This is a genomic window from Bacillus sp. XB1 (assembly GCF_053557995.1).
In genome coordinates this window covers 2740404-2761323 of sequence record NZ_JBNRIL010000001.1, presented here as the reverse complement: position 1 = coordinate 2761323, position 20920 = coordinate 2740404, and the positions used below count along the sequence as shown (strand labels likewise).

20 protein-coding genes are annotated in these 20920 nt (G+C 36.4%); 16 read left to right on the top strand and 4 right to left on the bottom strand.

Features of this window, described 5'->3' with window-relative positions:
* Window positions 1–3: 3 nt before the first annotated feature.
* Window positions 4–1866, top strand: a complete 1863-nt coding sequence (locus ACK1U5_RS14205) for an S-layer homology domain-containing protein (RefSeq protein ID WP_000847506.1) — start codon at window positions 4–6, stop codon at window positions 1864–1866.
* 46 nt (window positions 1867–1912) lie between these two features.
* On the opposite strand, the gene ACK1U5_RS14200 is transcribed toward ACK1U5_RS14205, so the two are convergent.
* Window positions 1913–3307 (bottom strand): O-antigen ligase family protein, encoded by a 1395-nt coding sequence (locus ACK1U5_RS14200; protein WP_000247533.1) that lies wholly within the window; start codon window positions 3305–3307, stop codon window positions 1913–1915.
* A 300-nt stretch (window positions 3308–3607) separates the two neighbouring features.
* Here ACK1U5_RS14200 and ACK1U5_RS14195 point away from each other — a divergent pair, with 300 nt between their 5' ends.
* The 3 genes from ACK1U5_RS14195 (at window position 3608) to ACK1U5_RS14185 (ending at window position 5191) form a co-directional block, all read left to right on the top strand.
* Window positions 3608–4420, top strand: a complete 813-nt coding sequence (locus tag ACK1U5_RS14195) for an enoyl-CoA hydratase (RefSeq protein ID WP_001999174.1) — start codon at window positions 3608–3610, stop codon at window positions 4418–4420.
* A 109-nt stretch (window positions 4421–4529) separates the two neighbouring features.
* Window positions 4530–4847 carry a hypothetical protein gene (locus ACK1U5_RS14190; protein ID WP_000720150.1) on the top strand — a complete coding sequence of 106 codons (318 nt, stop codon included), beginning with the start codon at window positions 4530–4532 and terminating at the stop codon, window positions 4845–4847.
* A 17-nt stretch (window positions 4848–4864) separates the two neighbouring features.
* The gene (locus tag ACK1U5_RS14185; RefSeq protein WP_113710786.1) at window positions 4865–5191 is read left to right on the top strand and encodes a nucleoside triphosphate pyrophosphohydrolase; all 327 of its coding nucleotides are present in this window, start codon (window positions 4865–4867) and stop codon (window positions 5189–5191) included.
* A gap of 21 nt (window positions 5192–5212) precedes the next feature.
* On the opposite strand, the gene ACK1U5_RS14180 is transcribed toward ACK1U5_RS14185, so the two are convergent.
* Window positions 5213–5392 carry a hypothetical protein gene (locus ACK1U5_RS14180; RefSeq protein ID WP_065845517.1) on the bottom strand — a complete coding sequence of 60 codons (180 nt, stop codon included), beginning with the start codon at window positions 5390–5392 and terminating at the stop codon, window positions 5213–5215.
* A gap of 126 nt (window positions 5393–5518) precedes the next feature.
* Here ACK1U5_RS14180 and ACK1U5_RS14175 point away from each other — a divergent pair, with 126 nt between their 5' ends.
* The 3 genes from ACK1U5_RS14175 to ACK1U5_RS14165 all read left to right on the top strand — a co-directional run bounded on the left by ACK1U5_RS14175 (window position 5519) and on the right by ACK1U5_RS14165 (window position 9673).
* Window positions 5519–6568, top strand: coding sequence for a M42 family metallopeptidase (locus ACK1U5_RS14175; RefSeq protein ID WP_000930027.1), 1050 nt, complete (start codon window positions 5519–5521; stop codon window positions 6566–6568).
* Window positions 6569–6958: 390 nt separating this feature from the next.
* A complete protein-coding gene (locus tag ACK1U5_RS14170; RefSeq protein ID WP_069605245.1) occupies window positions 6959–8566 on the top strand; it encodes an N-acetylmuramoyl-L-alanine amidase in 1608 nt (535 codons plus the stop codon).
* Window positions 8567–8719: 153 nt separating this feature from the next.
* Window positions 8720–9673 carry a TRM11 family SAM-dependent methyltransferase gene (locus tag ACK1U5_RS14165; protein WP_001059308.1) on the top strand — a complete coding sequence of 318 codons (954 nt, stop codon included), beginning with the start codon at window positions 8720–8722 and terminating at the stop codon, window positions 9671–9673.
* Between the two features lie 182 nt (window positions 9674–9855).
* Here the strand turns inward: ACK1U5_RS14165 and ACK1U5_RS14160 are convergent, their stop codons facing one another.
* Window positions 9856–10098 (bottom strand): YflJ family protein, encoded by a 243-nt coding sequence (locus ACK1U5_RS14160; RefSeq protein WP_016109314.1) that lies wholly within the window; start codon window positions 10096–10098, stop codon window positions 9856–9858.
* A gap of 89 nt (window positions 10099–10187) precedes the next feature.
* Here ACK1U5_RS14160 and ACK1U5_RS14155 point away from each other — a divergent pair, with 89 nt between their 5' ends.
* On the top strand, window positions 10188–11240 hold the full coding sequence (locus tag ACK1U5_RS14155) for a proline racemase family protein (protein WP_113710785.1): 1053 nt from the start codon (window positions 10188–10190) through the stop codon (window positions 11238–11240).
* Between the two features lie 19 nt (window positions 11241–11259).
* Entirely contained in the window at window positions 11260–12237 is a 978-nt protein-coding gene (locus ACK1U5_RS14150; protein WP_000960324.1) for an ornithine cyclodeaminase family protein, read from the top strand.
* 165 nt (window positions 12238–12402) lie between these two features.
* On the opposite strand, the gene ACK1U5_RS14145 is transcribed toward ACK1U5_RS14150, so the two are convergent.
* On the bottom strand, window positions 12403–12741 hold the full coding sequence (locus ACK1U5_RS14145) for a hypothetical protein (protein WP_000141765.1): 339 nt from the start codon (window positions 12739–12741) through the stop codon (window positions 12403–12405).
* 316 nt (window positions 12742–13057) lie between these two features.
* Here ACK1U5_RS14145 and ACK1U5_RS14140 point away from each other — a divergent pair, with 316 nt between their 5' ends.
* The 7 genes from ACK1U5_RS14140 (at window position 13058) to ACK1U5_RS14110 (ending at window position 20917) form a co-directional block, all read left to right on the top strand.
* Entirely contained in the window at window positions 13058–14644 is a 1587-nt protein-coding gene (locus tag ACK1U5_RS14140) for an ABC transporter substrate-binding protein (protein ID WP_000823570.1), read from the top strand.
* A 101-nt stretch (window positions 14645–14745) separates the two neighbouring features.
* The gene (locus tag ACK1U5_RS14135; protein ID WP_113710784.1) at window positions 14746–15696 is read left to right on the top strand and encodes an ABC transporter permease; all 951 of its coding nucleotides are present in this window, start codon (window positions 14746–14748) and stop codon (window positions 15694–15696) included.
* Between the two features lie 6 nt (window positions 15697–15702).
* Window positions 15703–16554, top strand: a complete 852-nt coding sequence (locus tag ACK1U5_RS14130) for an ABC transporter permease (protein ID WP_001065302.1) — start codon at window positions 15703–15705, stop codon at window positions 16552–16554.
* Window positions 16555–16580: 26 nt separating this feature from the next.
* Entirely contained in the window at window positions 16581–17573 is a 993-nt protein-coding gene (locus ACK1U5_RS14125) for an ABC transporter ATP-binding protein (RefSeq protein ID WP_001291165.1), read from the top strand.
* Window positions 17566–18537 (top strand): ABC transporter ATP-binding protein, encoded by a 972-nt coding sequence (locus ACK1U5_RS14120; RefSeq protein ID WP_000544131.1) that lies wholly within the window; start codon window positions 17566–17568, stop codon window positions 18535–18537. The genes ACK1U5_RS14125 and ACK1U5_RS14120 overlap by 8 nt, the downstream gene beginning before the upstream one ends.
* 612 nt (window positions 18538–19149) lie before the next feature.
* Window positions 19150–19770, top strand: coding sequence for a DsbA family protein (locus ACK1U5_RS14115; RefSeq protein WP_000448621.1), 621 nt, complete (start codon window positions 19150–19152; stop codon window positions 19768–19770).
* Window positions 19771–20095: 325 nt separating this feature from the next.
* Window positions 20096–20917 (top strand): hypothetical protein, encoded by an 822-nt coding sequence (locus tag ACK1U5_RS14110; protein ID WP_000477267.1) that lies wholly within the window; start codon window positions 20096–20098, stop codon window positions 20915–20917.
* Window positions 20918–20920: the final 3 nt, after the last annotated feature.

Genomic DNA, 20920 nt, shown 5'->3' with positions numbered 1-20920 from the left:
ACCTTGAAGACTTTTTCAAAAGGTATAACAGCAGTGGCATTAACGGGATCATTACTTTTAACTCCTATTTCAAGTTATGCGGCAAATGATGATATTACAGGACATATGTTTGAGACGAATATGCGCTCACTTATTACTAAAGGAGTTTTAATGGGGTATGGAGACAATGTATATGCGCCTGATAAATTAGTAACAAGAGCAGAGTTTGCTACATTCATAGCAAGGGCTTTAAATTTACCGAAAGCTGATTCGAATTTCGAGGATGTGCCGAAGACTTACGGTTTATATGATGGTGTAAGTAGAGCATATGGAGCGAAAATTATTAATGGTCGTACGAACGAGACATTCTCACCAAATGATGTGATTACACGTGAAGAAATGTCGATAATGGTAAAGCGAGCGTTAGACTATAAAAATATTAAAGTAGCTGTAAGTCCGCTTACCTTTACTGATAAAGATAGTATTAACTATAAAGAGCATGTGCAAGTTATGGTGGCTACTCAAATTATTAAAGGGTATCCAGAAGATAATACATTTAGACCACATTTATCAGCTACAAGAGGGATGGCTTCAGCTATGTTGGATCGCATGCTTCAGACGATTGAAAAAAACGGAAATAGCAATCCTGTAGAAACTAAGAAATATGTTGTGACAAATGTAAGAGAAAACGGAACAGAGCAAGAAGTAGAGCGCTATAATACGTATAAAGAAGCGGTTACGGCTGCTCAAAATAAAGGTATGAATGCGGTAAAATACGAGAACGAATTTTTATGGATTAAAGATGGTTTTGCAAGTGCGAAAAGAATAACTGGGCAAAACATCATTAATATTTATGATGAGAATTTGTCAACAGTATATACGTATATTCAGTATGGAACAGAATTGAAAGTGTTAGAAGTTGGCGAAGATCGTGTGAAAGTTCAACTTTCTGGTTTGACAGGTTATGTGAAGAAGAATGAAATCACTTTAATTCCTACAAATGAAATGAAACAGTCGTCTTATTATGTGAAATCAGATGGATATTTATACCATAAATATTATACATATAATACAAGTTCACCTGGATATACAGAATTTAGATATGGTGTGGCACCTTCTTTCATGAAGCAAGGACAGCAAATGTATAGTGTAGATGGAAAGACATTTGGAGACGAAACTTTCTATCAATATTTCAATTATTTATCATTACGTTCGAAAACAGATTATACAGCTGAACAACTAGATAGTTATGTGAAATCGATTAAACCAGACTCTCCATTAATTGGTTTAGGAAAGAAATTTAAAGAAGTAGAAAGCAAGTATAATGTAAATGCATTATTCTTATATTCATTAGCAATTCATGAAAGTTATTATGGAACAAGCGCTCTTGCAAAAGACAAAAATAATTTATTTGGTTTAAAAGCAACAGACGATAGTCCGTATGGTAACGGAGAAGCATTCAATTCAAAAGAAGATTGTATTGAACATGCAGCAAAATTATACATGAATGAAGGATATTTAAATCCAGGACATTGGCGTTATACAGCAACATATACAGGTGATAAAGCTGCTGGTTTAAATGCGAAATATGCATCTGATGCGAACTGGGGTAAAAAAGTAGCGGGGCATATGAACCGTTTTGATTCTTATTTAGGTAAAAAAGAATACAACAAGTACAAACTTGCACGTGTGATGAATAACGTGGAAGTGAAAAAGAATCCTAGTATATCAAATGAGCGACTGTATCGTTTAAATACAAATGTAGTTGTCACAGTTACTGGTGAAGAGATAATAAATGGAAAAGCGTGGGTTAAAGTTATTTCAGATAATCCTACTGTAACAGAAGCGTATATTGCAAAAGAAAGCTTAGAATACGTAAAACATTAATTAAATAAAAAAGAAGGTGCTACTAATATTTCGTAGCACCTTCTTTTTATTCAATTTCAAAATCAACAATGATATAAGCGAGTATAACAACGAAGAAAATACTAACGGCTGGCGCTGTTAATACGTGGCCAGACATAAAGCCAATGCCAAGTGATAGAATGAGTGTGCTCGCTAATAGCATATACTTTACTTTCATGATTTTCTTAAAGTTTGTGATCATGCGGATAAATAATTTAATACCAAAGTATAGAAGAGGTATTAAGTAAATAAGGAAACCGACAATTCCAAAGGCGAAAAATAGGTCATGGAAGTCCATTTCAATTAATTTAATTTTATCTGTGTAGTTACCAGCGTAACCCATTCCGAATAGTTTTTGTGAAAGCGGTGCGTCTTTATAGTATTGTTTGTATGTTTTTAAGAATTTGTCGCGATCACTGTAAATTAAACTTTTTACTTCAGAATCTGTAAGTTCACCTTTTGCATGTTTTTTTGCATCTTCTGGATCTGCTTTAATTACTTTTCCTTCTTTTCGATCTTTCTCTTCTTGCACTGATTTTTTGTATTCGTATATTTGCATGTGAATGCCCATATTTTTTGCGATAGGAGTATGCGGTGTAAGAGCAATTAAACCTCCTAGTATAACTGCGACAACAACGGTATTTACAATATGTGTGAATCCTTTTCCTTCTTTTTTACGATTTATCATATATTCAATGAATGAGAAGAAAAGTGCTACGCCTAATGTAATAACAATTGCGCCATATCCGACTTTCGTTCCGACCATAATACTTGCATACATCGCAAGTATTGTTGGAATCCAGTAATATATTTTCGAGAAAGAAGTTGTTTTATGAATCGAATATAAGACAATGATTGGGAACATAATGGCGAAAAGAGAACTTAAATCATTTCCAGCGAAGAACCAACCTCTTGAACCGATTTTTGAGTGAGGATAGCTTGGGAAATCCGTTCCAGTTTGCATTGCGACAATCATTGTAATGCTTAAAATTAAAGTTGCATATAAGAAATATGTAATGATTTTATGAAATACATACTCTTTATTTTTTAGCTCTTTAAAGGCGATAATATATCCAAACAGTAGCACAATTGGATATACGCTCTTTAAGATGAATTTAACTTCTTCTCCAAATGAAACTGGAGATTTAACCATCATATTATTTACAAGACCAATTGCGAGTGCGATTCCGAGTAAGCATAAATAGAGGATGTACTTTTTCGCATCTTGTTGTTTGTGATGAAGAAGTAGGTACCCTAATGCAAGAAGCATAAAGGCGAAACGGACTACAACTCCAACTGTTGCGCTCATGTGTAGTATATAGATTGAAAAAGATGTTAATAAATCTAAAATTGGTTGAAACACAATGAATAGCAATAGGAAATGTGGGAAGTAGTTATCCGTTTGTTTCAACTTATTAACCATATGTTCCTCCAGTTCTTCATTCCTTTATTACAACACCCAAAATAGGGGTATAAAGCCTTTTTTACATAGTAAGGCGAATGAATTTCAATATTTGTTTTTTATCAAACTTAAGAATACACCATTTCATTGTAATGGTAAATAGATGAAAAGCATGGATAAACCGACTTTAATTTCTATATTTTTCAACGGAATGGTATGTTTTATACGGTAAATGTACAAATTGTGAGATTATTAGACAGAAAATTGAGAAAAAAGAAGGGTTTTTCAGTGGTTTTCTATAATTATATAAGTATAATCTTTATGGAGAAAAGAGGGGTATATATAATGGAAATAACAAGTAAAACAGAATCTGTCGTTGTGAAATATGAAGGCCACGTTGCAACGGTTATGGTCAATCGCCCAGAGGTATTAAATGCGTTGGATGAGCCGACCTTAAAAGAGTTATTACAAAAGTTGAAAGAAGTAGCGGAAAGTTCTGCGCATATCGTTGTGTTATGCGGGAACGGCCGTGGTTTTTCTGCGGGTGGGGATATTAAATCGATGCTTTCAAGTAATGATGAAAGTAAGTTTGATGGCATTATGAATACCATTTCTGAAGTTGTCGTGACATTATATACGATGCCAAAGCTTGTTATTAGTGCAATTCATGGACCGACTGCAGGTCTTGGGTTAAGTATTGCGTTAACAGCTGATTATGTAATGGCGGATATATCATCTGTTATTGCAATGAACTTTATTGGAATCGCTTTAATTCCAGATGGAGGCGGTCATTTCTTCCTTCAAAAGCGTGTCGGTGAAAATATGACGAAGCAAATTATTTGGGAAGGTAAGAAGTTATCAGCGACAGAAGCGCTTGATATCGGCTTAATTGATGAAGTAATCGGCGAAGATTTCCAAACGGCTGTGAAACAAAAAATTAATGAATGGTCACAAAAACCGATTAAAGCAATGATTCAAACGAAGCAAATTTTATGTGAAGTAAATCGCTCTAATTTAGAGCAAACATTGCAATTAGAAAAGCGTGGTCAATATGCAATGAGACAAACAGCGGATCATAAAGAAGGTATTGCTGCGTTTTTAGAGAAACGTTTACCAGCATTTAAAGGGGAATAAAGTTTGTCCATTCCTCACTGATTATTAGCTCGTTAATTCGGGATAAAGGGGAGAAAGTGCTAACACATTTTAGTATAATTGTGTTAGCACTTTTTTTTAGGAGTAATACATGAAGAAAATAATCGGTGTTATCACTATTATTTTGCTTACATATTCTGCTTTGCATAGTACACCATCTTTGGCAGTTCGGACTGCGTTATTTTTTGAGGGACATCCAAGTGTTGCATTTTCTGACGGGGTGACGAAAGAAAAAGATGTGAAAAAAGAAGCGATTCCAGATGAGTACCAAACTCTATATGGTAAGGAAGAAAACTCAGAGCACTATTTCTTTCCGCCTGTAAGAGCACATGAATCAGAAATTGATATGTTAAGTGCATGCGTGAAGAAAAAATGGTTTTTCTATAAAGCAGAGCTCGGATGTTATTAAATATAGGAGGATGAATGATGTCAGCATATAACAAGTTAGTAAGAGATCGTGTTCCAGAGAAGATTTTAATGTCTGGAAAAACATATACAGCACAAAAATTAACAGGGCAAGCATACATACGAGCTTTAGCGAAAATTGGAACGGAAGAAATTCGTGAATTTGCTTCTATGAAAGAACGCGAACATGCGCTAGATTCTCTTGCGGATGCGCTAGAAGTTATCATCTCATTAGCACGTGCAGAAGGTGCATCGATTGAAGATGTAGAACGCCTTCGTAAGCAAAAAGAGATAGAGCGCGGTGGATTTGAAAAAGGGATTTATTTATTAGACGTTTCAGAAGAATAGTTTTATAGGAAAAGCATAGCGTTAATGAGTAACGCTATGCTTTTTTGTTGCAATGAAGCTAATAATGAAGAAGATAGCTGTTAATATCCAGCCGATTGTAATAGAAGTAGTAGTGTGAACGGCATAAGAGATTTGTAAACAAAATAATGATGCTAAAAACCAAATGAGTGCAATGTGTATATATTTTTTTGATATATTCATATTTTATAACTCCTTTTATATACTAAAAAGAATTTTACTACAATTTAGAAAATTAAGCTATATAAGTAGAGGTTTTCTGGTGAATTTTGTATACTGAATAGTAGAGAAAAAGAGGAGGAAACGACAATGGCACATCATGCGAAAGAAACGATGGAACTGATTAAGGAGCTTGTCTCTATTCCAAGTCCATCTGGAAATACAGCAAAAATTATTAATTTCATTGAAAACTATGTCAGTGAGTGGAACGTAGAAACGAAACGTAATAATAAGGGAGCTCTTATTTTAACGGTAAAAGGGAAAAATGATGCACAGCACCGCTTATTAACGGCACACGTTGATACGTTAGGTGCGATGGTAAAAGAAATTAAGCCTGACGGTCGCCTGAGTCTTTCTATGATTGGTGGATTTCGCTGGAACTCCGTAGAAGGGGAATATTGCGAAATTGAAACATCAAGTGGCAAGACGTATACAGGAACAATTTTAATGCATCAAACATCTGTACATGTATATAAAGATGCAGGTGAAGCAAAACGCGATGAGAAAAATATTGAAGTTCGTATTGATGAGCGCGTATTTTCAGCTGATGAAGTACGCGAATTAGGAATTGAAGTAGGAGACTTCGTTTCATTTGATCCGCGCGTTCAAATTACAGAGAGTGGATACATAAAATCACGTCATTTAGATGACAAAGTAAGTGTTGCAATTTTATTAAAATTAATTAAAAGATTACAAGATGAAAACATAACATTACCATATACGACGCATTTCTTAATTTCTAATAATGAAGAGATTGGATACGGTGGTAACTCTAACATTCCAGAAGAAACTGTTGAATACTTAGCAGTTGATATGGGAGCGTTAGGTGATGGACAAGCATCTGATGAATATACAGTATCTATTTGTGCAAAAGACTCTAGCGGCCCGTATCATTATGCACTGCGCAAACATTTAGTAGAGCTTGCGAAAACGAATCATATCGAATATAAAGTAGATATTTATCCGTACTACGGATCTGATGCATCAGCTGCGATTCGCGCGGGATTTGATGTGAAACATGCGTTAATTGGAGCGGGTATTGATTCTTCCCACGCATTTGAACGTACGCATGAAAGTTCTATTGCGCATACTGAAGCATTAGTGTATGCATATGTAATGTCTAATTTAATTGAAGAATAATTTCATAGATAATAGAGAGCTGATTAAAGATATTATTTTTAATCAGCTTTTTATTTGGCAAAGCGATTAGGAGACATGTCCTAATCGCTTTTTTATCCCGCTATTTGCCGGGCAGTAAGACCACTACCTCAAAATTCAGCGAAAGCAAAAAAGTTAGATGGGGGCGGGCTGCCCGTAAAAGCCCGATTGGTGAGGGCTGATTAAAGATTTTTATATACATTCATTATAAGTTATATATATGCGATTTTTTTTATACGGCCGGAAACGTATTTACTATAGATATATAATGTTATACACTATGAAAGGAATTAATTAATAGTTAATATTTTTTAGTTAGCTTGATTAAAAAAATTGTATGAATATGAAGTTTTGAGAGGAGATTTATTTTTCATGAAGTACAAAGCAATAGCCGCAGGTTTATTAGCAGCAAATTTACTAGCACATCCAATTAGTAGTTTAGCAGAAACGAAGAAATTTCCTGATGTTTCAGATAGTGCGTGGTCAAAAGACGCAATTTATTATTTAGTAGAGAGAAATGTAATTAACGGTATGCCAGATGGTAACTTTATGCCATACGGAAATTTAACACGTGCTCAGGCAGCAAAGATTATCGCAACAGCAATTGGTGCTAAAATAGATCCAAATGCAAAGCCGTCTTATAATGATGCAAAAAATAATTGGGCAGCTTCATTTATTGCAGCCATGGAAAAAGAGAATATTATTAAAGGGCGAGAACCAGGAGTATTTGATCCTGAAGGAAAAGTAACTCGTGCTGAAATGGCAGCTATGCTTGTAAGAGCATATAATCTGAAAAGCAAAGTAACAGGACCAGTTCCTACAAAATTTGCTGATTTAGAGAATCATTGGGGTAAAGAAGAAGTTAATATTTTAGTAGAATTAAAACTTTCGTTAGGTACAGAGGATGGCTGGAAACCGAATGATTCTATTACGCGTGAACAAGCAGCTCAACTTACTGCGCAAACAGATAAATTTAGCAAGAATAGTGATCGTCCAGTAGAAACAAAGAAAATGTACATAGATAGAAAATTCATTACATATCACGCACCATCATTAAGTTCTGGGATTAGTGCAAATCAGCATAATCCACAAATGGTTGAAATTAAAGAAGAACGAGATGGATGGATCAAAATTGCAACAAGTAAAGGTGATAAATGGACACCTTTAGTAGAGAAAACAGAAGTTATTAATGAAGGATTCACTACTTATGCAGAAGCTTCTTCTTCTTCAAAAATAATGGGAACACATAACGCACAACAAGTAACTGTTATTGAAGAGAACGGCAGCTGGATTCGTATCCGCATGGGCGCTGGTTTCCAATGGGTTAATAAAAATCAATTAAATCCAGTGAAGCAAGGTAACTTCTTAGAAGGAAAAGCGATTATCATTGATCCAGGTCATGGGGGAGCGGATTCAGGTAATCCAGGTTATTATGAGAAAGAAAGTGAAACTGTATTAGATGTATCACTACGATTACAGAAAATATTTGAGAAAAAGACACCATTTACTGTGTTATTCACTCGTACAGATGATACACGTCCAGGAACAAGTGCTTCTGATTCTTTAAAGAAACGTGTAGAATTTGCTCAAAAAAATAATGGGGATATTTTTGTAAGTATTCATGGTAATGGCACGGAAGAGAAAAATGGACAAGGTACAGAAACGTTCTACTATGAATCAGCGACAGCAAGAGGAACAAATCCTAACGTATCAGAAAGTCGTTTACTAGCAGAAAAAATTCAAGAGCGTCTTGTAGATGCACTGGGAACAAAAGATCGTGGTGTGAAAAAAGGCGATTTATATGTAATTAGAGAAAATACAATGCCAGCTGTATTAGCAGAATTAGCATTTGTAGATAATAAAAGTGATGCAGATAAAATAGCTACACCAGCGCAGAGACAAAGTGCAGCGGAAGCTATTTATCAAGGTATTTTAGATTACTATGAAGAAATGGGTAACAACGTGTCTTCTTTCCGTTAATAAATAATAAGAGATTGCCATTGGCAGTCTCTTTTATTTATTAACGTTTCTCTTTATTTCCGGCATATGATATCATTTAATTTTATATACAAAAGAAAAGTATTTGAGTAATTGTAATCAGAACAATTTTAAACGATAGAGGATGATAATAGATTGAATAATCATAGTAAAACACCTGCCTGTATATATACGTATGCATTTCGTGAGGAGGAGCGTGCTTTATGTTACTTGGAAATGCGCTCGTTCTTTGGAATGGAGTCCCACGTTAATATTTTAAAAAGTGATGTCAAAATTGACCCGAGTAGAAGTGCGTTTATTAAAGAGCGAATTGAAGTTATGTATGAAGGGGACGACTTAGAAAGCATTTTAAAACAAGTGGAACAAATTGATTTGGCGGGAGCGACGTTCAAAGTCATCTTCGTTAAAATCAATGACCTCGTTGGAGAGAATAAAATTGAATATGGAGAAAGACGTCTTATTGAAAGAGACCTCGGCATGCATATTGAAGGAGAAGCGGATGTTCGTAATCCAGAGCGTGTATTCGGGATTGTTCCTCTTGGAGGACGCTGGTACTTCGGGCACTATGTAGAAAGCGAACCAGTTTGGTATCATCACATAAAAAAACCGCATAGTTATTCGACATCTCTTAGCACACGTGTTGCGAGATCAGTTGCAAATATCGCTGTACCAAATCCAGAGGGAGTACGAGCAATTGACCCGTGCTGCGGTATTGGAACAGTAGTAGTAGAAGCACTTTCTATGGGGATTAACATCGTTGGTAGAGATATAAATCCACTTGTAGTTCTTGGAACGAGAAAAAACATCGCACATTTCGGATTTGAAGGAACAGTAACAAAAGGGCCGATCGAGGAAATTACTGAGAACTACGACGTTGCCATTATCGATATGCCGTACGACCTATTTACGCACGCCACACCAGAAGATCAACTATCAATTCTCTCAAGTGCACGCCGCATCGCGAAAAAAGTAGTCGTTGTCACGATGGAAACAATGGACGACATGATCCATGAAGCAGGATTCGAAATTACAGATCGCTGTATTACAAGAAAAGGGTCATTTACTAGACAAATTCTTGTTTGTGAATAAGAAAGAAAGGTCACCCGTTTGGGTGACCTTTTTTGTTTGTATTGATGTGTAATTGGTTGGTGGTTTAGGTAGATGAATTAGCGAAATTTGTCGGTAAGTCGATATTGCATGTCGAATCGCCGATATATTGTGTTGAATCGCTGATATATTCCGAGAATCGCCGATATCGTTACATTAGAATGTTACTGTTCTTTTAATTTCTCTTGTTGTGCGATTAATAAATTGCGTAATATGTGTCCGCGGTAACTTTCTAGTTTTCGTCCTTCATGATAGCGTACGCCTAATTTTTTTAGTTCAGCTACGTACCAGCCCTTTGTTCCGTAATACATGGGATCACTTCCTTTTTGCTTTTGAACAGTATATGTTGGGGGTGGAAGTAACTTTCCAGTGAAAATAATAAGACTGGTTGTATCAAGGGGCTCCATAACATAGCCTCTGGACAGTGTATAAAAAAATAGACAGTAATGTATGCTTTTTTAAACAATGTATACAAATTTATACCCTATGCGTTGGCATGATATTTGCAATAAAAAGAGTATCAACATATAGGGGAGAGATAGAAATGAAGGTTAGTAAAATATATACAACGATTGATGCACACGTAGCTGGGGAGCCGCTTCGAATTATTACGGGTGGTGTGCCAGAAATAAAAGGAGAAACGCAGTTGGAAAGACGCGCCTACTGCATGGAACATTTGGACCATCTTCGTGAGGTTCTTATGTATGAACCGAGGGGGCATCACGGGATGTACGGTTGTATTATTACCCCGCCTGCAAGTGCTCACGCTGATTTTGGTGTGTTATTTATGCACAATGAAGGTTGGAGCACGATGTGTGGTCACGGCATTATCGCTGTCATTACAGTAGGAATTGAAACAGGCATGTTTGAAGTAAAGGGGGAAAAACAAAAGTTCATTATTGATAGCCCAGCTGGGGAAGTTGTTGCGTATGCAACATATAACGGGAGTGAAGTAGAGTCCGTATCATTTGAAAATGTTCCTTCATTTGTATACAAAAAAGACGTTCCTATTAAAATAGATAACTATGAATTTCAAGTAGATATTGCGTTTGGAGGAGCATTTTACGCTGTGGTAGACTGTAAAGAATTTGGTTTGAAAGTTGATTTTAAAGACTTGCCTGCTATTCAAACGTGGGGCGGTAAAATTAAGCACTACATCGAGAGCAAAATGGAAGTGAAGCATCCACTTGAAGAAGGATTAAAAGGGATATACGGCGTTATTTTCTCAGATGAACCGAAAGGGGAAGACGCAACTTTACGAAATGTAACAATCTTTGCTGATGGGCAAGTAGATCGTTCTCCTTGCGGTACAGGAACTTCCGCAAGAATCGCAACTCTTTTTGAAAAAGATGCTTTACAAAAGGGAGAAATTTTCGTCCATGAATGCATTACTGACGGGAAATTCGAGGGGGAAGTATTGTCGGTAACCGCAGTAGATACATATGAAGCTGTCGTTCTAAAAGTAACGGGGCATGCCTTTATTACAGGATTTCATCAGTTCGTTGTAGACCCGAGAGATGATTTGAACCGTGGATTTTTGTTAGGATAAGAGGAGGGGGTGGAAAGATATGCTAGTCATAAGCGCGAACGAACAAAGAAACTTAGTAAATATGAATGAAGTTATTGAATACGCGGCGCTTGCTTTAAAAGAATTTTCCGCAGAAAGAACGATTACACCAATAAGGGGCTCATTACCATTTGCGAACGAGCAAAATACGGCATTAATTATGCCTTCAGTAGCGGAAGGGCTTGAGGCGCTTGGAGTAAAAATAGTAACGGTAGTCCCGCAAAATAAACAGATAGGAAAGAAAACGATCAACGGGATTGTGATGCTATCAGACTTTCAAACGGGAGAACCGCTCGCACTTTTAGAAGGATCCTACTTAACGATGATTCGAACAGGCGCCTTATCAGGAGTAGCGACAAAATATTTAGCTCGTCATAACGCAAAAACGTTATGTATCATCGGGACGGGTGAACAGGCGAAGGGAATTGCTGAAGCTGTATTTGCGGTAAGAGCTATCGAAAAAGTCATTTTATACAATCGAACAGAAGAAAAGGCGTATGCATTTGCGGAGTATATACAAGAGAGATTCAACAAACCTGCATATGTTCACACCAATGCGAATGAAGCAATAAGCGAAGCAGACATCATTGTCACAACTACGAATGCATCCACACCAGTCTTCTCAGAAACACTACAAAAAGGCGTCCACGTAAACGCCGTCGGCTCATTCAGACCGAGCATGCAAGAACTACCATCCCATGCCATCGCGGGAGCAAACAAAGTAGTAGTCGAATCAAAAGAAGCAGCACTAGACGAAACAGGAGACCTTCAAGTTCCGATAAAAGAAGGTCTATTCAAAGCAAACGCCATTCACGCTGAACTTGGTCAAATTATAAGCAAAGAAAAAGCTGGACGCGAAAATAATGAAGAGATTACTATTTTCAAATCAGTTGGTTTGGCGGTAGTGGATATTATCGTTGCGAAGTATTTGTATGAGAAAGCGGTGGAGCAAGGAGTAGGGAATAAGATTGAGTTTTGAGACTGCCTTTTGGTGGTCTTTTTTGTTGATGTGGGTGTGCTAGTATTTATAATTGAATCCTTTTAATATTATGTTGCAATGTATGAATTCTGTGCGGACATCAAATCATTCATTCAATTGGTATATGAAAAAAGTTGCCCCTCTAATTATTAGAGGGGCAACTTTTTACCATTCTCGCCATTCTTCTGTTATATCTTCCTCGGATTCTAAGCCAGCTATTCGTGCTGCTGTATCGATAAATTCATAGAGATCTTCTCTTTCCATTGTTTCAATAAAATAGTCATGTTCGTCATTTAATTCATTTATGTTAAGAACAACCTCTTTAACAACATGCATTATTTCAATTTCAGTTGGATTTTTTCCCAATTTCTCTAAATTATTTATGTAAGTATCAAGAACTTTATTTGTTGCACTTATATTTTCTTCAGTAAAAAATTCCCCATCTTCATCATTCTCAATCCATTGGGTTGTTGGTTTGTTTTTTTTCAGTTCATCAAATGTCATGATAACCTCCTAAATGTGTTTTTTGTCTTTAATCCCATTCTACATTTTCGGTCATATATAACAATCATTTTAGAGTTTTTTTGTAAGCTACTAGTTTTTTAACTCATTTTACGAGGTAACCTATTCGTGGTCTTCTTTTTTAATCCTCCTTATAAATATATTTTATGGCAAGAATGTATTAGTAGATTTCAAACTTTCCACATTTACAAAAAAGTTTGACTTTACATACAGGTAGTGGTAATTTAAAACTTATAAGAAAACTCGGGATTAATTCCGAGTTTTCTTATGGGTATAACTAGTTTGAGGGGGCCGAAAGATGAAACGGAAATTATTTGCATTACCATTTGTTCTAATCCTACTTATTGCATTAGCTGCTTGTTCAGGGGAAAAAGATTCGAAGCAAGCGGGCACTAGTAAATCAGGGACTCCGAAAGATGGAGGAACGTTAACGATTGGCGTTAGCGATAATCCAGATACGATGAATCCGCTTTATGCGAATGATCGTGTGTCATTAACTGTGCAGCAAGCTTTATATGCACCGCTGTATCATATGGAAGACGGTAAGAAAAAGTTTGTTCTTGCTGAGAGCTTTACGCCTTCAGAGGATCAATTAACATGGACTTTAAAACTAAAGGATAATTTGAAATGGCATGACGGTAAGAAAATTACATCAGACGATATTGCATTTACATTCCAATCTATTTTAGATGAGAAGCAAAATAGTTCAAGCCGTGAAAACTTTATTTTTAAAGGAAAGCCGCTTGAGGTGAAAAAAGTGGATGAGTTAACAACTCAATTCGTCTTACCACAAGTAAGCGCATCTTTCGAAGGTGTGATGAATGATTTCTTCCCAATTCCGAAACATGTATTTGAAGGGGAAGCAGATTTAGCGAAGAGTAAGAAAAACTTACAACCTGTAGGGTCAGGTCCGTTTAAGTTTAAAGAATATAAATCAGATGAGTACGTTGCATTAGATCGATTCGATGATTATGTAGGTGGAAAAGCTAAATTAGACTCTATCGTATATCGCGTTGTAAAAGACCGTAATACAGCAAATGTTTCACTGCAAAATGGTCAAATCAACATGAAGATGATTGAGCCACAAGATTTTAAGAAATTAGATAGCACTGGGAACTTCTCAATGGTAACATTCCCTGAAGGTAGATTATTCTACTTATCTTATAACATGAATACAGATTTGATGAAGAAAAAAGAAGTGCGCCAAGCAATTGCGCATGCGTTAGATAAAAAAGAAATGATTAACTCAGCATTCGTTTCGGGTGAATTTGCAGAACCAGCAAATTCAATCTTAACGCCAGACGCTATGTATTATGCGAAAGATATTAAAGACTATAAGTATGATAAAAAAGAAGCGAAAGATTTATTAGCAAAAGCTGGCGTGAAAGATAAAGAAAAAGTACGTGTGATGTATGTAACGAATAATAAAATCATGGAAAGCTTAGCGCTTTATACACAACAAAAATTAAAAGAAGTTGGCTTAGAAGTTGAACTAAATGCATTAGATGCTAGTGCGGCAAGTGAAAAAGGCTTAGATAAAGAGAATAAAGAATATGACATTACATTTGGTGGTTACATAATGGGACCTGAGCCAGATTCATATAAGAGCTTATTCTTAAGTAATGCTGAATACAATTATGCACGATATAAAAACGCTGATTTCGATAAGTTATGGGAAGAAGCTGCAGTTGAAACGGATAAAACAAAACGTGCAGAGCTATACCATAAAATTCAAGAAACAGCTAGAGAAGACGTACCTTATCTACCAATCGCATATCCGAAAGCAGTTATTGCAGTAGATAAAAAGTTTGATGGATTAAAAGAAGCAAAAGCAATTCCTGTCACAATGTTTGAAGATCTATCTAAGATTTATGAAGTGAAATAAGAAACAGTAAAGAAGCTGGTGGAAATCAGCTTCTTTATCAAGTTAAAGCCTAATTGATGTAGGCTAATGAAAGTTTCACTTTACCTTGAGGGGGGAAGTTTGTGTATAAAGTAATTGGGAAGAGGCTTTTAAATGCAATTCCGCTTTTATTTGTTATTTCTATTATTTCTTTTCTATTAATAAAACTAGCACCGGGCGATCCGGTTCGAAACTTTGTCACGCCGAATATGAGTCCAATTGATGTTGAGCGTATTCGCACAAGTTTAGGGCTAGATCAACCAATTTATATGCAGTATATTTTATGGTTAAAAAATATTTTAACAGGGAACTTTGGTTATTCACTTCAAAACCATCGTCCTGTTCTAGATCTTATTGTAGAAAGGTTACCTGCGACAATCGGCTTAATGGGATCGTCTTTACTCGTCTCATTTGTAATCGCAATCCCACTTGGACTATTTACAGGTGTGAAAAAGAATTCATTCTTTGACCGCATTGTAAACTTTATTTCATACGTTGGTATTTCTATGCCGGTTTTCTGGTTTGCACTACTATTAGTCTACTTATTCTCTTTAAAATTGGACCTACTTCCGAGTATGGGTATGCGCACCGTAGGTAAAGATTCTGTTTGGGATATTGTGCAACACGGCATTTTACCTTGCATGGTGCTAGCGTTCCAAAACGTATCTGTTTATATGAGATATATTCGTTCAAGTACGATTCAGCAATTAGAAGAAGAATATGTACAAATTCAATATGCGTACGGCGCTTCAAAGAAAACGGTGTTATTTAATCACGTACTTCGAAATGTATTAATACCGATCATTACAATTTTCGGATTATCGATTTCAAGTTTAGTAGGCGGAGCATTTATTACGGAAACAGTATTTTCATGGCCGGGTCTTGGTTCACTTGGGGTAAATGCTATTTTTAGATTTGATTATCCGATTATCATGGCAATTACATTACTATCATCATTCATGTTAATTCTCGGTAACTTAATTGCTGATATTTTATATGGCGTAGTAGATCCGCGCATTCGAATGAGGGGGTGATTTGGAATGAATAATAGGAGATTTCAAACGATAAAAAGTAGTTTTACGAAAAATAAGTTTGTACTAATGGGAGTTATAATACTTGCGATTTTAACGGTCGCATCAATTTTCGCATTCGTATCGCCGTACGATCCTAGCAAAATGTCGATTCCAGATCGCTTACAAGAACCGAGTATGAGTCATCCTTTCGGAACGGATGATTACGGAAGGGATTACTTAACGAGAGCGTTATATGGCGGACGAGTTTCGCTTGCGGTCGGTTTCCTTGCGATGGTTGTTTCTATTACAATCGGTACTGCAGTTGGAACAATTAGCGGGTATTTTGGCGGAAAGTTAGACAACTTTTTAATGAGAGTTGTTGAAGTGCTTATGTCAATTCCATCATTCTTTTTAATGCTACTATTAAATGCGTATTTAAAACCAGGAATTACGACGTTAGTTCTTATTATCGGATTACTAACATGGATGGACACCGCCCGTATTGTAAGGGCAGAAACGTTATCTGTAAAAGAGCGTGAGTACGTTTTATACGCAAAAGTATCAGGACAAAAATCACTTATGATTATTGTAAGACATATCATTCCTAACATTTTATCAACCATTATTATCGCTGCGACATTAACAATTGCGACATCGATTTTAATGGAATCATCACTTAGTTTCTTAGGATTAGGTATTAGAGAACCAGATTCTTCTTGGGGCAGCATGCTAAACAATGCGCAAGGATATATTGGTGAAGCTTGGTATTTAACACTCTTCCCAGGATTCCTTATCCTTTTAACGGTACTTAGTTTTAACGTAATTGGTGAAGCATTGAAGAAAGCTTTCGCACCAAAAGGAGCCGGACATGAAAACTAAAGTGTTAAGTGAAGGGAGTGAGAAGCGTGTCTGAAAAACTACTAGAAGTGAAAAATTTAAAGACTTCTTTTTTCATAGAAAGTGGCGAAGTTGAAGCGGTTCGCGGCGTTACATTTCGCTTAAATAAAGGAGAAGTAGTCGGTATCGTTGGGGAATCTGGAAGCGGGAAGAGTGTAATGGCGAAGTCTGTTATGTCTCTCGTTACGTCACCAGGAAAAGTGAAAGAAGGGGAAATCCTTTTTCATAATGAAAACATACTTTCTAAATCTGAAAAAGAATTGCGTTCTATTAGAGGAAATCAAATTTCACTTATCTCTCAAGACCCAATGTCAGCGCTAAATCCGGTCGTGAAAATTGGAAAACAAATGACGGAAGTAATTATACGTCATCAAAAAGTGAAAAAGAAAGAAGCAGAGCAAATCGCGGTCAACTTGTTAAAACAAGTCGGTCTTTCTTCACCAGAAGAAAGGGTGAAACAATATCCACATGAACTAAGCGGAGGTATGAAGCAGCGAGTTATGATCGCAATGGCGATGTCTTGTAACCCTGACCTTCTCATTGCGGACGAACCGACGACAGCACTTGATGTAACGATACAAGCACAAATACTAGATTTAATGAAAAACTTAAAAAACGAAACGAACATGGCGTTACTTCTTATTACGCACGACTTAGGAATAGTCGCACAAAACTGTACACGCGTTATCGTTATGTATGGCGGACTTATTATGGAAGAAGGACCTGTACTTGATATTTTCCAATCGCCGAATCATCCATATACGAAAGGGTTATTAAACTCTCTGCCAAAAATCGCAAACGGCGTAAAAGAAAGACTTGCTCCCATTCAAGGTGTAACGCCAAACTTATTAAACCCACCACAAGGTTGCCCGTTCGCAGAGCGTTGCCCGCATGCGATGGACATTTGTGAAAAAGAACGTCCACCATATTTTGAAATCGGAAACGAAAGACGTTCCATGTGCTGGCTAAACGATAGGGCGGTAGGTGATTTTCATGCATGAAGAAAACTTAATTGAAGTTCGGAACTTAAAAAAGTATTTTCCTATTAAAAAAGGACTATTCGGCAGAAAAACAGAGCAATTAAAAGCAGTCGATGATTTAAGTTTCACAATTAAAAAGGGTGAAACATTCGGATTAGTAGGAGAATCTGGCTGCGGAAAGTCAACGACGGGAAGAAGCATCATTCGTTTACACGATGTCACTTCAGGTAACGTTTTATTCGACGGAAAAGACATCGCAAGTTTAAAGGAAAGTGAACTAAAAGAATATCGAAAACGAATGCAAATCATTTTCCAAGATCCATACGCATCATTAAACCCAGCAATGAACGTATTCCAAATTATTAGCGAGCCAATGAACATTCACGGCTCTTACGAAAAAGAAGAACAAAAAGAAATCATATTAGACCTGCTCAAAAAGGTAGGCTTAAAAGAAGAACATTTATATCGCTACCCGCACGAATTTAGCGGGGGCCAGCGCCAGCGCATTAGCATCGCGCGCGCACTATCTGTAAAACCAGACTTTATCCTATGTGACGAACCGATCTCAGCACTCGATGTCTCAGTCCAAGCACAAGTCGTAAATATGCTGCAAGACATCCAAGAAGAAACAGGAGTCACATATTTATTCATCGCACATGACCTATCTATGGTAAGACACATATCAGACCGCATCGGAGTCATGTACTTAGGAAACATAGTAGAAATTGCCGACAGTGAAGACCTATACACAAAACCGGCACATCCATACACACAAGCACTACTCTCATCCATGCCAGAACCAGATCCAACAAACATTGGCAAAGAACGGATTATCCTAGAGGGAGAAGTACCGAGCCCACTAAACACACCATCCGGCTGCAAATTCAGAACGCGCTGCAAATTCGCCACTGAAAAATGCGCACAGGAAGTACCGAAGATGGTTGAGATTGCGAAGGGGCATGAGGTGGCTTGTCATTTGTTTTAGAGTGGGGGAAAGCATCGGGGGGACCTGGTGCTTTTTTTCTTTGTAGGTGAACGTGATGTGGGATTGGTTGTTAGTTTAGGAGATAACGCGCTCGAAATTTGTCGGTAAATCGATATGTTGTGTCGAAACGTTGATATATTCGGAGTTACGATCGATATAATCGAATAATCGTTGATATATTTTTTTAAAGAGTGGGATTGGTTGTAGATTAATGTAGAAATTTAATGTTTTCGAAAAAAAGAATTGACTTCTATATTAGTTGTAACTAAAATAGTTACATAAAGATGTAATTAATTTAGTTACAACTAATATCTGCTAAAAATATGATTTATATATTTAATTAAGGATGGTGGTCCATACGTTGCCACCCGGTGTAGAAAGTTACTAACACATTCAAATCAATGCATATTCTAAGCTTTAGTATTTTCTGTTACGGGGCAATAAGGTGCAATGTTATCTTTTGTTAAAAACCTTGGTGGATCTTTCTTTGGAAATATTAGTTTTGGGGAAATATAGTAAGGTATCTAAAAAAGAACAAGGTATAAAAAGATGTACCTATATAAACCAAAAATTTAGTTGAGCTGGATAATAAAAAAAAGGTAGGAGATTTAAATGGAGACGAAACAAGATAATCTTATTTACGTATGGGATGCATATTGTGGATGGTGCTATGGTTTTTCAGAAAGTATTAAAGGATTTTACAAAAACCACACTGAAGTACCATTAACGGTTTTATGTGGAGGGCTATTTTTAGATAATTTACCAATGAAAAACTTCTCATATATAGAAGAAGGAAATAAAAGAATTAATCAACTTACAGGTGCTGAATTTGGTCCTTCCTATCAAAAATTGGTGGAGGAAGGGACTTTTAAAATGAATTCGAAAGATGCTGCAATTGGCTTTTCAGCTTTACGCTCATTAGCGCCAGACCGTTTATTAGAATTCACTTCGGCTATGCAAAAAGCGTTTTATTATGAGGGCCAAAGTCTGAGTGATCCTGAAACATATCGCAAAATTGCAATCGAGCATGGTTTGGACCCTGAACAAGTATTGGAACGTTTAAACGCTCAAGAAACAATAATAGATGTCCAAAATGATTTCAATAAAGTTCGACAGCTTGATGTTAATAGCTATCCTTCATTACTTTTACAAAAGGATAATCAAATTATTCCTATTGGTGGTGGCGTAATGACACCGGATAAAATTGAAGCGCGTTTTAAAAATTTATATTAAGAAAATTTAGGATATAGTAGCAAACATGTTATCTTAGGCCATCTGACATTCATCTCCGGAATATTCGCTAGTACTATTACACTTTCAGATAAATGGGAGTGGGAGATTTTATCCCGCTTTAACGGGCAGTAAGACCCCCACCTCAAAATTCAGTGGAAGCAAAGAAGTTAGGTGGGGGATCAACTGTCCGTAAAAGTCCGATTGGTTCAACTAATAATCAGTGGGGGATGAACAAAACCCCCACTGATTAAAGTTTCACTTTATCGGAACAAGATAAAAATATGATGATTAGTTAATAACTTTAACAAAAGGAGAATAACATACTATGTTTAAAACAATCGATACAAATCAAAAAGATGTGAAATTAACGGTGTTTAGTTCGGACGAAAAAAGCTTTATGGTCACAGCAACATTAGTTGAGAAAGCAGGACATGCATTTTTAATAAACTCAAAATTTACGCAGTCTGATTCGAAAGAAATTGTAGAGTATTTGAAAAAAAACAACTTATCTCTAGATAAAATCTTTATTATTCATGGGGATCCAGACTACTACTTTGGATTAGAGAGCATTAAAGCCTTTTACCCAGAAGCTATAGCGTATGCAACAGAGTCTACTGTTGAACATATCGTTCATTCTGTCTTAGGGAAATTAAAAGTTTGGAAAGACGTCCTTGGAGAAAATGCACCAAGTAACGTGGTATTACCTCAAGTATTTAAAGAAAAAGCGATTGATTTTCAGGGGTTAACATTTGAACTAGTAGGCTTAGATCATTACAGAACTAGCCTATTTAATAAAGAACTAAAAGTATTAATTGGTGGTATCGATGTATTTAACGAAATACATGTATTCTTAGCGGATACTAGCTCAAAAGCGGATATGGAGGCATGGATTGAGAACTTGAAAGTATTACAAGCATTACATGCTGACATAATTGTGCCTAGCCATGGATCAATCGAAAAATCCCTAAATAATCAAGCACTTACTGCGACAATGGATTATCTAAGAACGGCGGTTCAAGCTTCTGAGGAAAGTGGAACTTCAAAAGATTTTGTGGCAAAACTTGAAGCAGCATATCCAGGCTATGCAAATAAAGGTGTATTAGAATTAAGTGCAAAAGTTGTAACAAAAGAAATGCCTTGGGGTTAATGA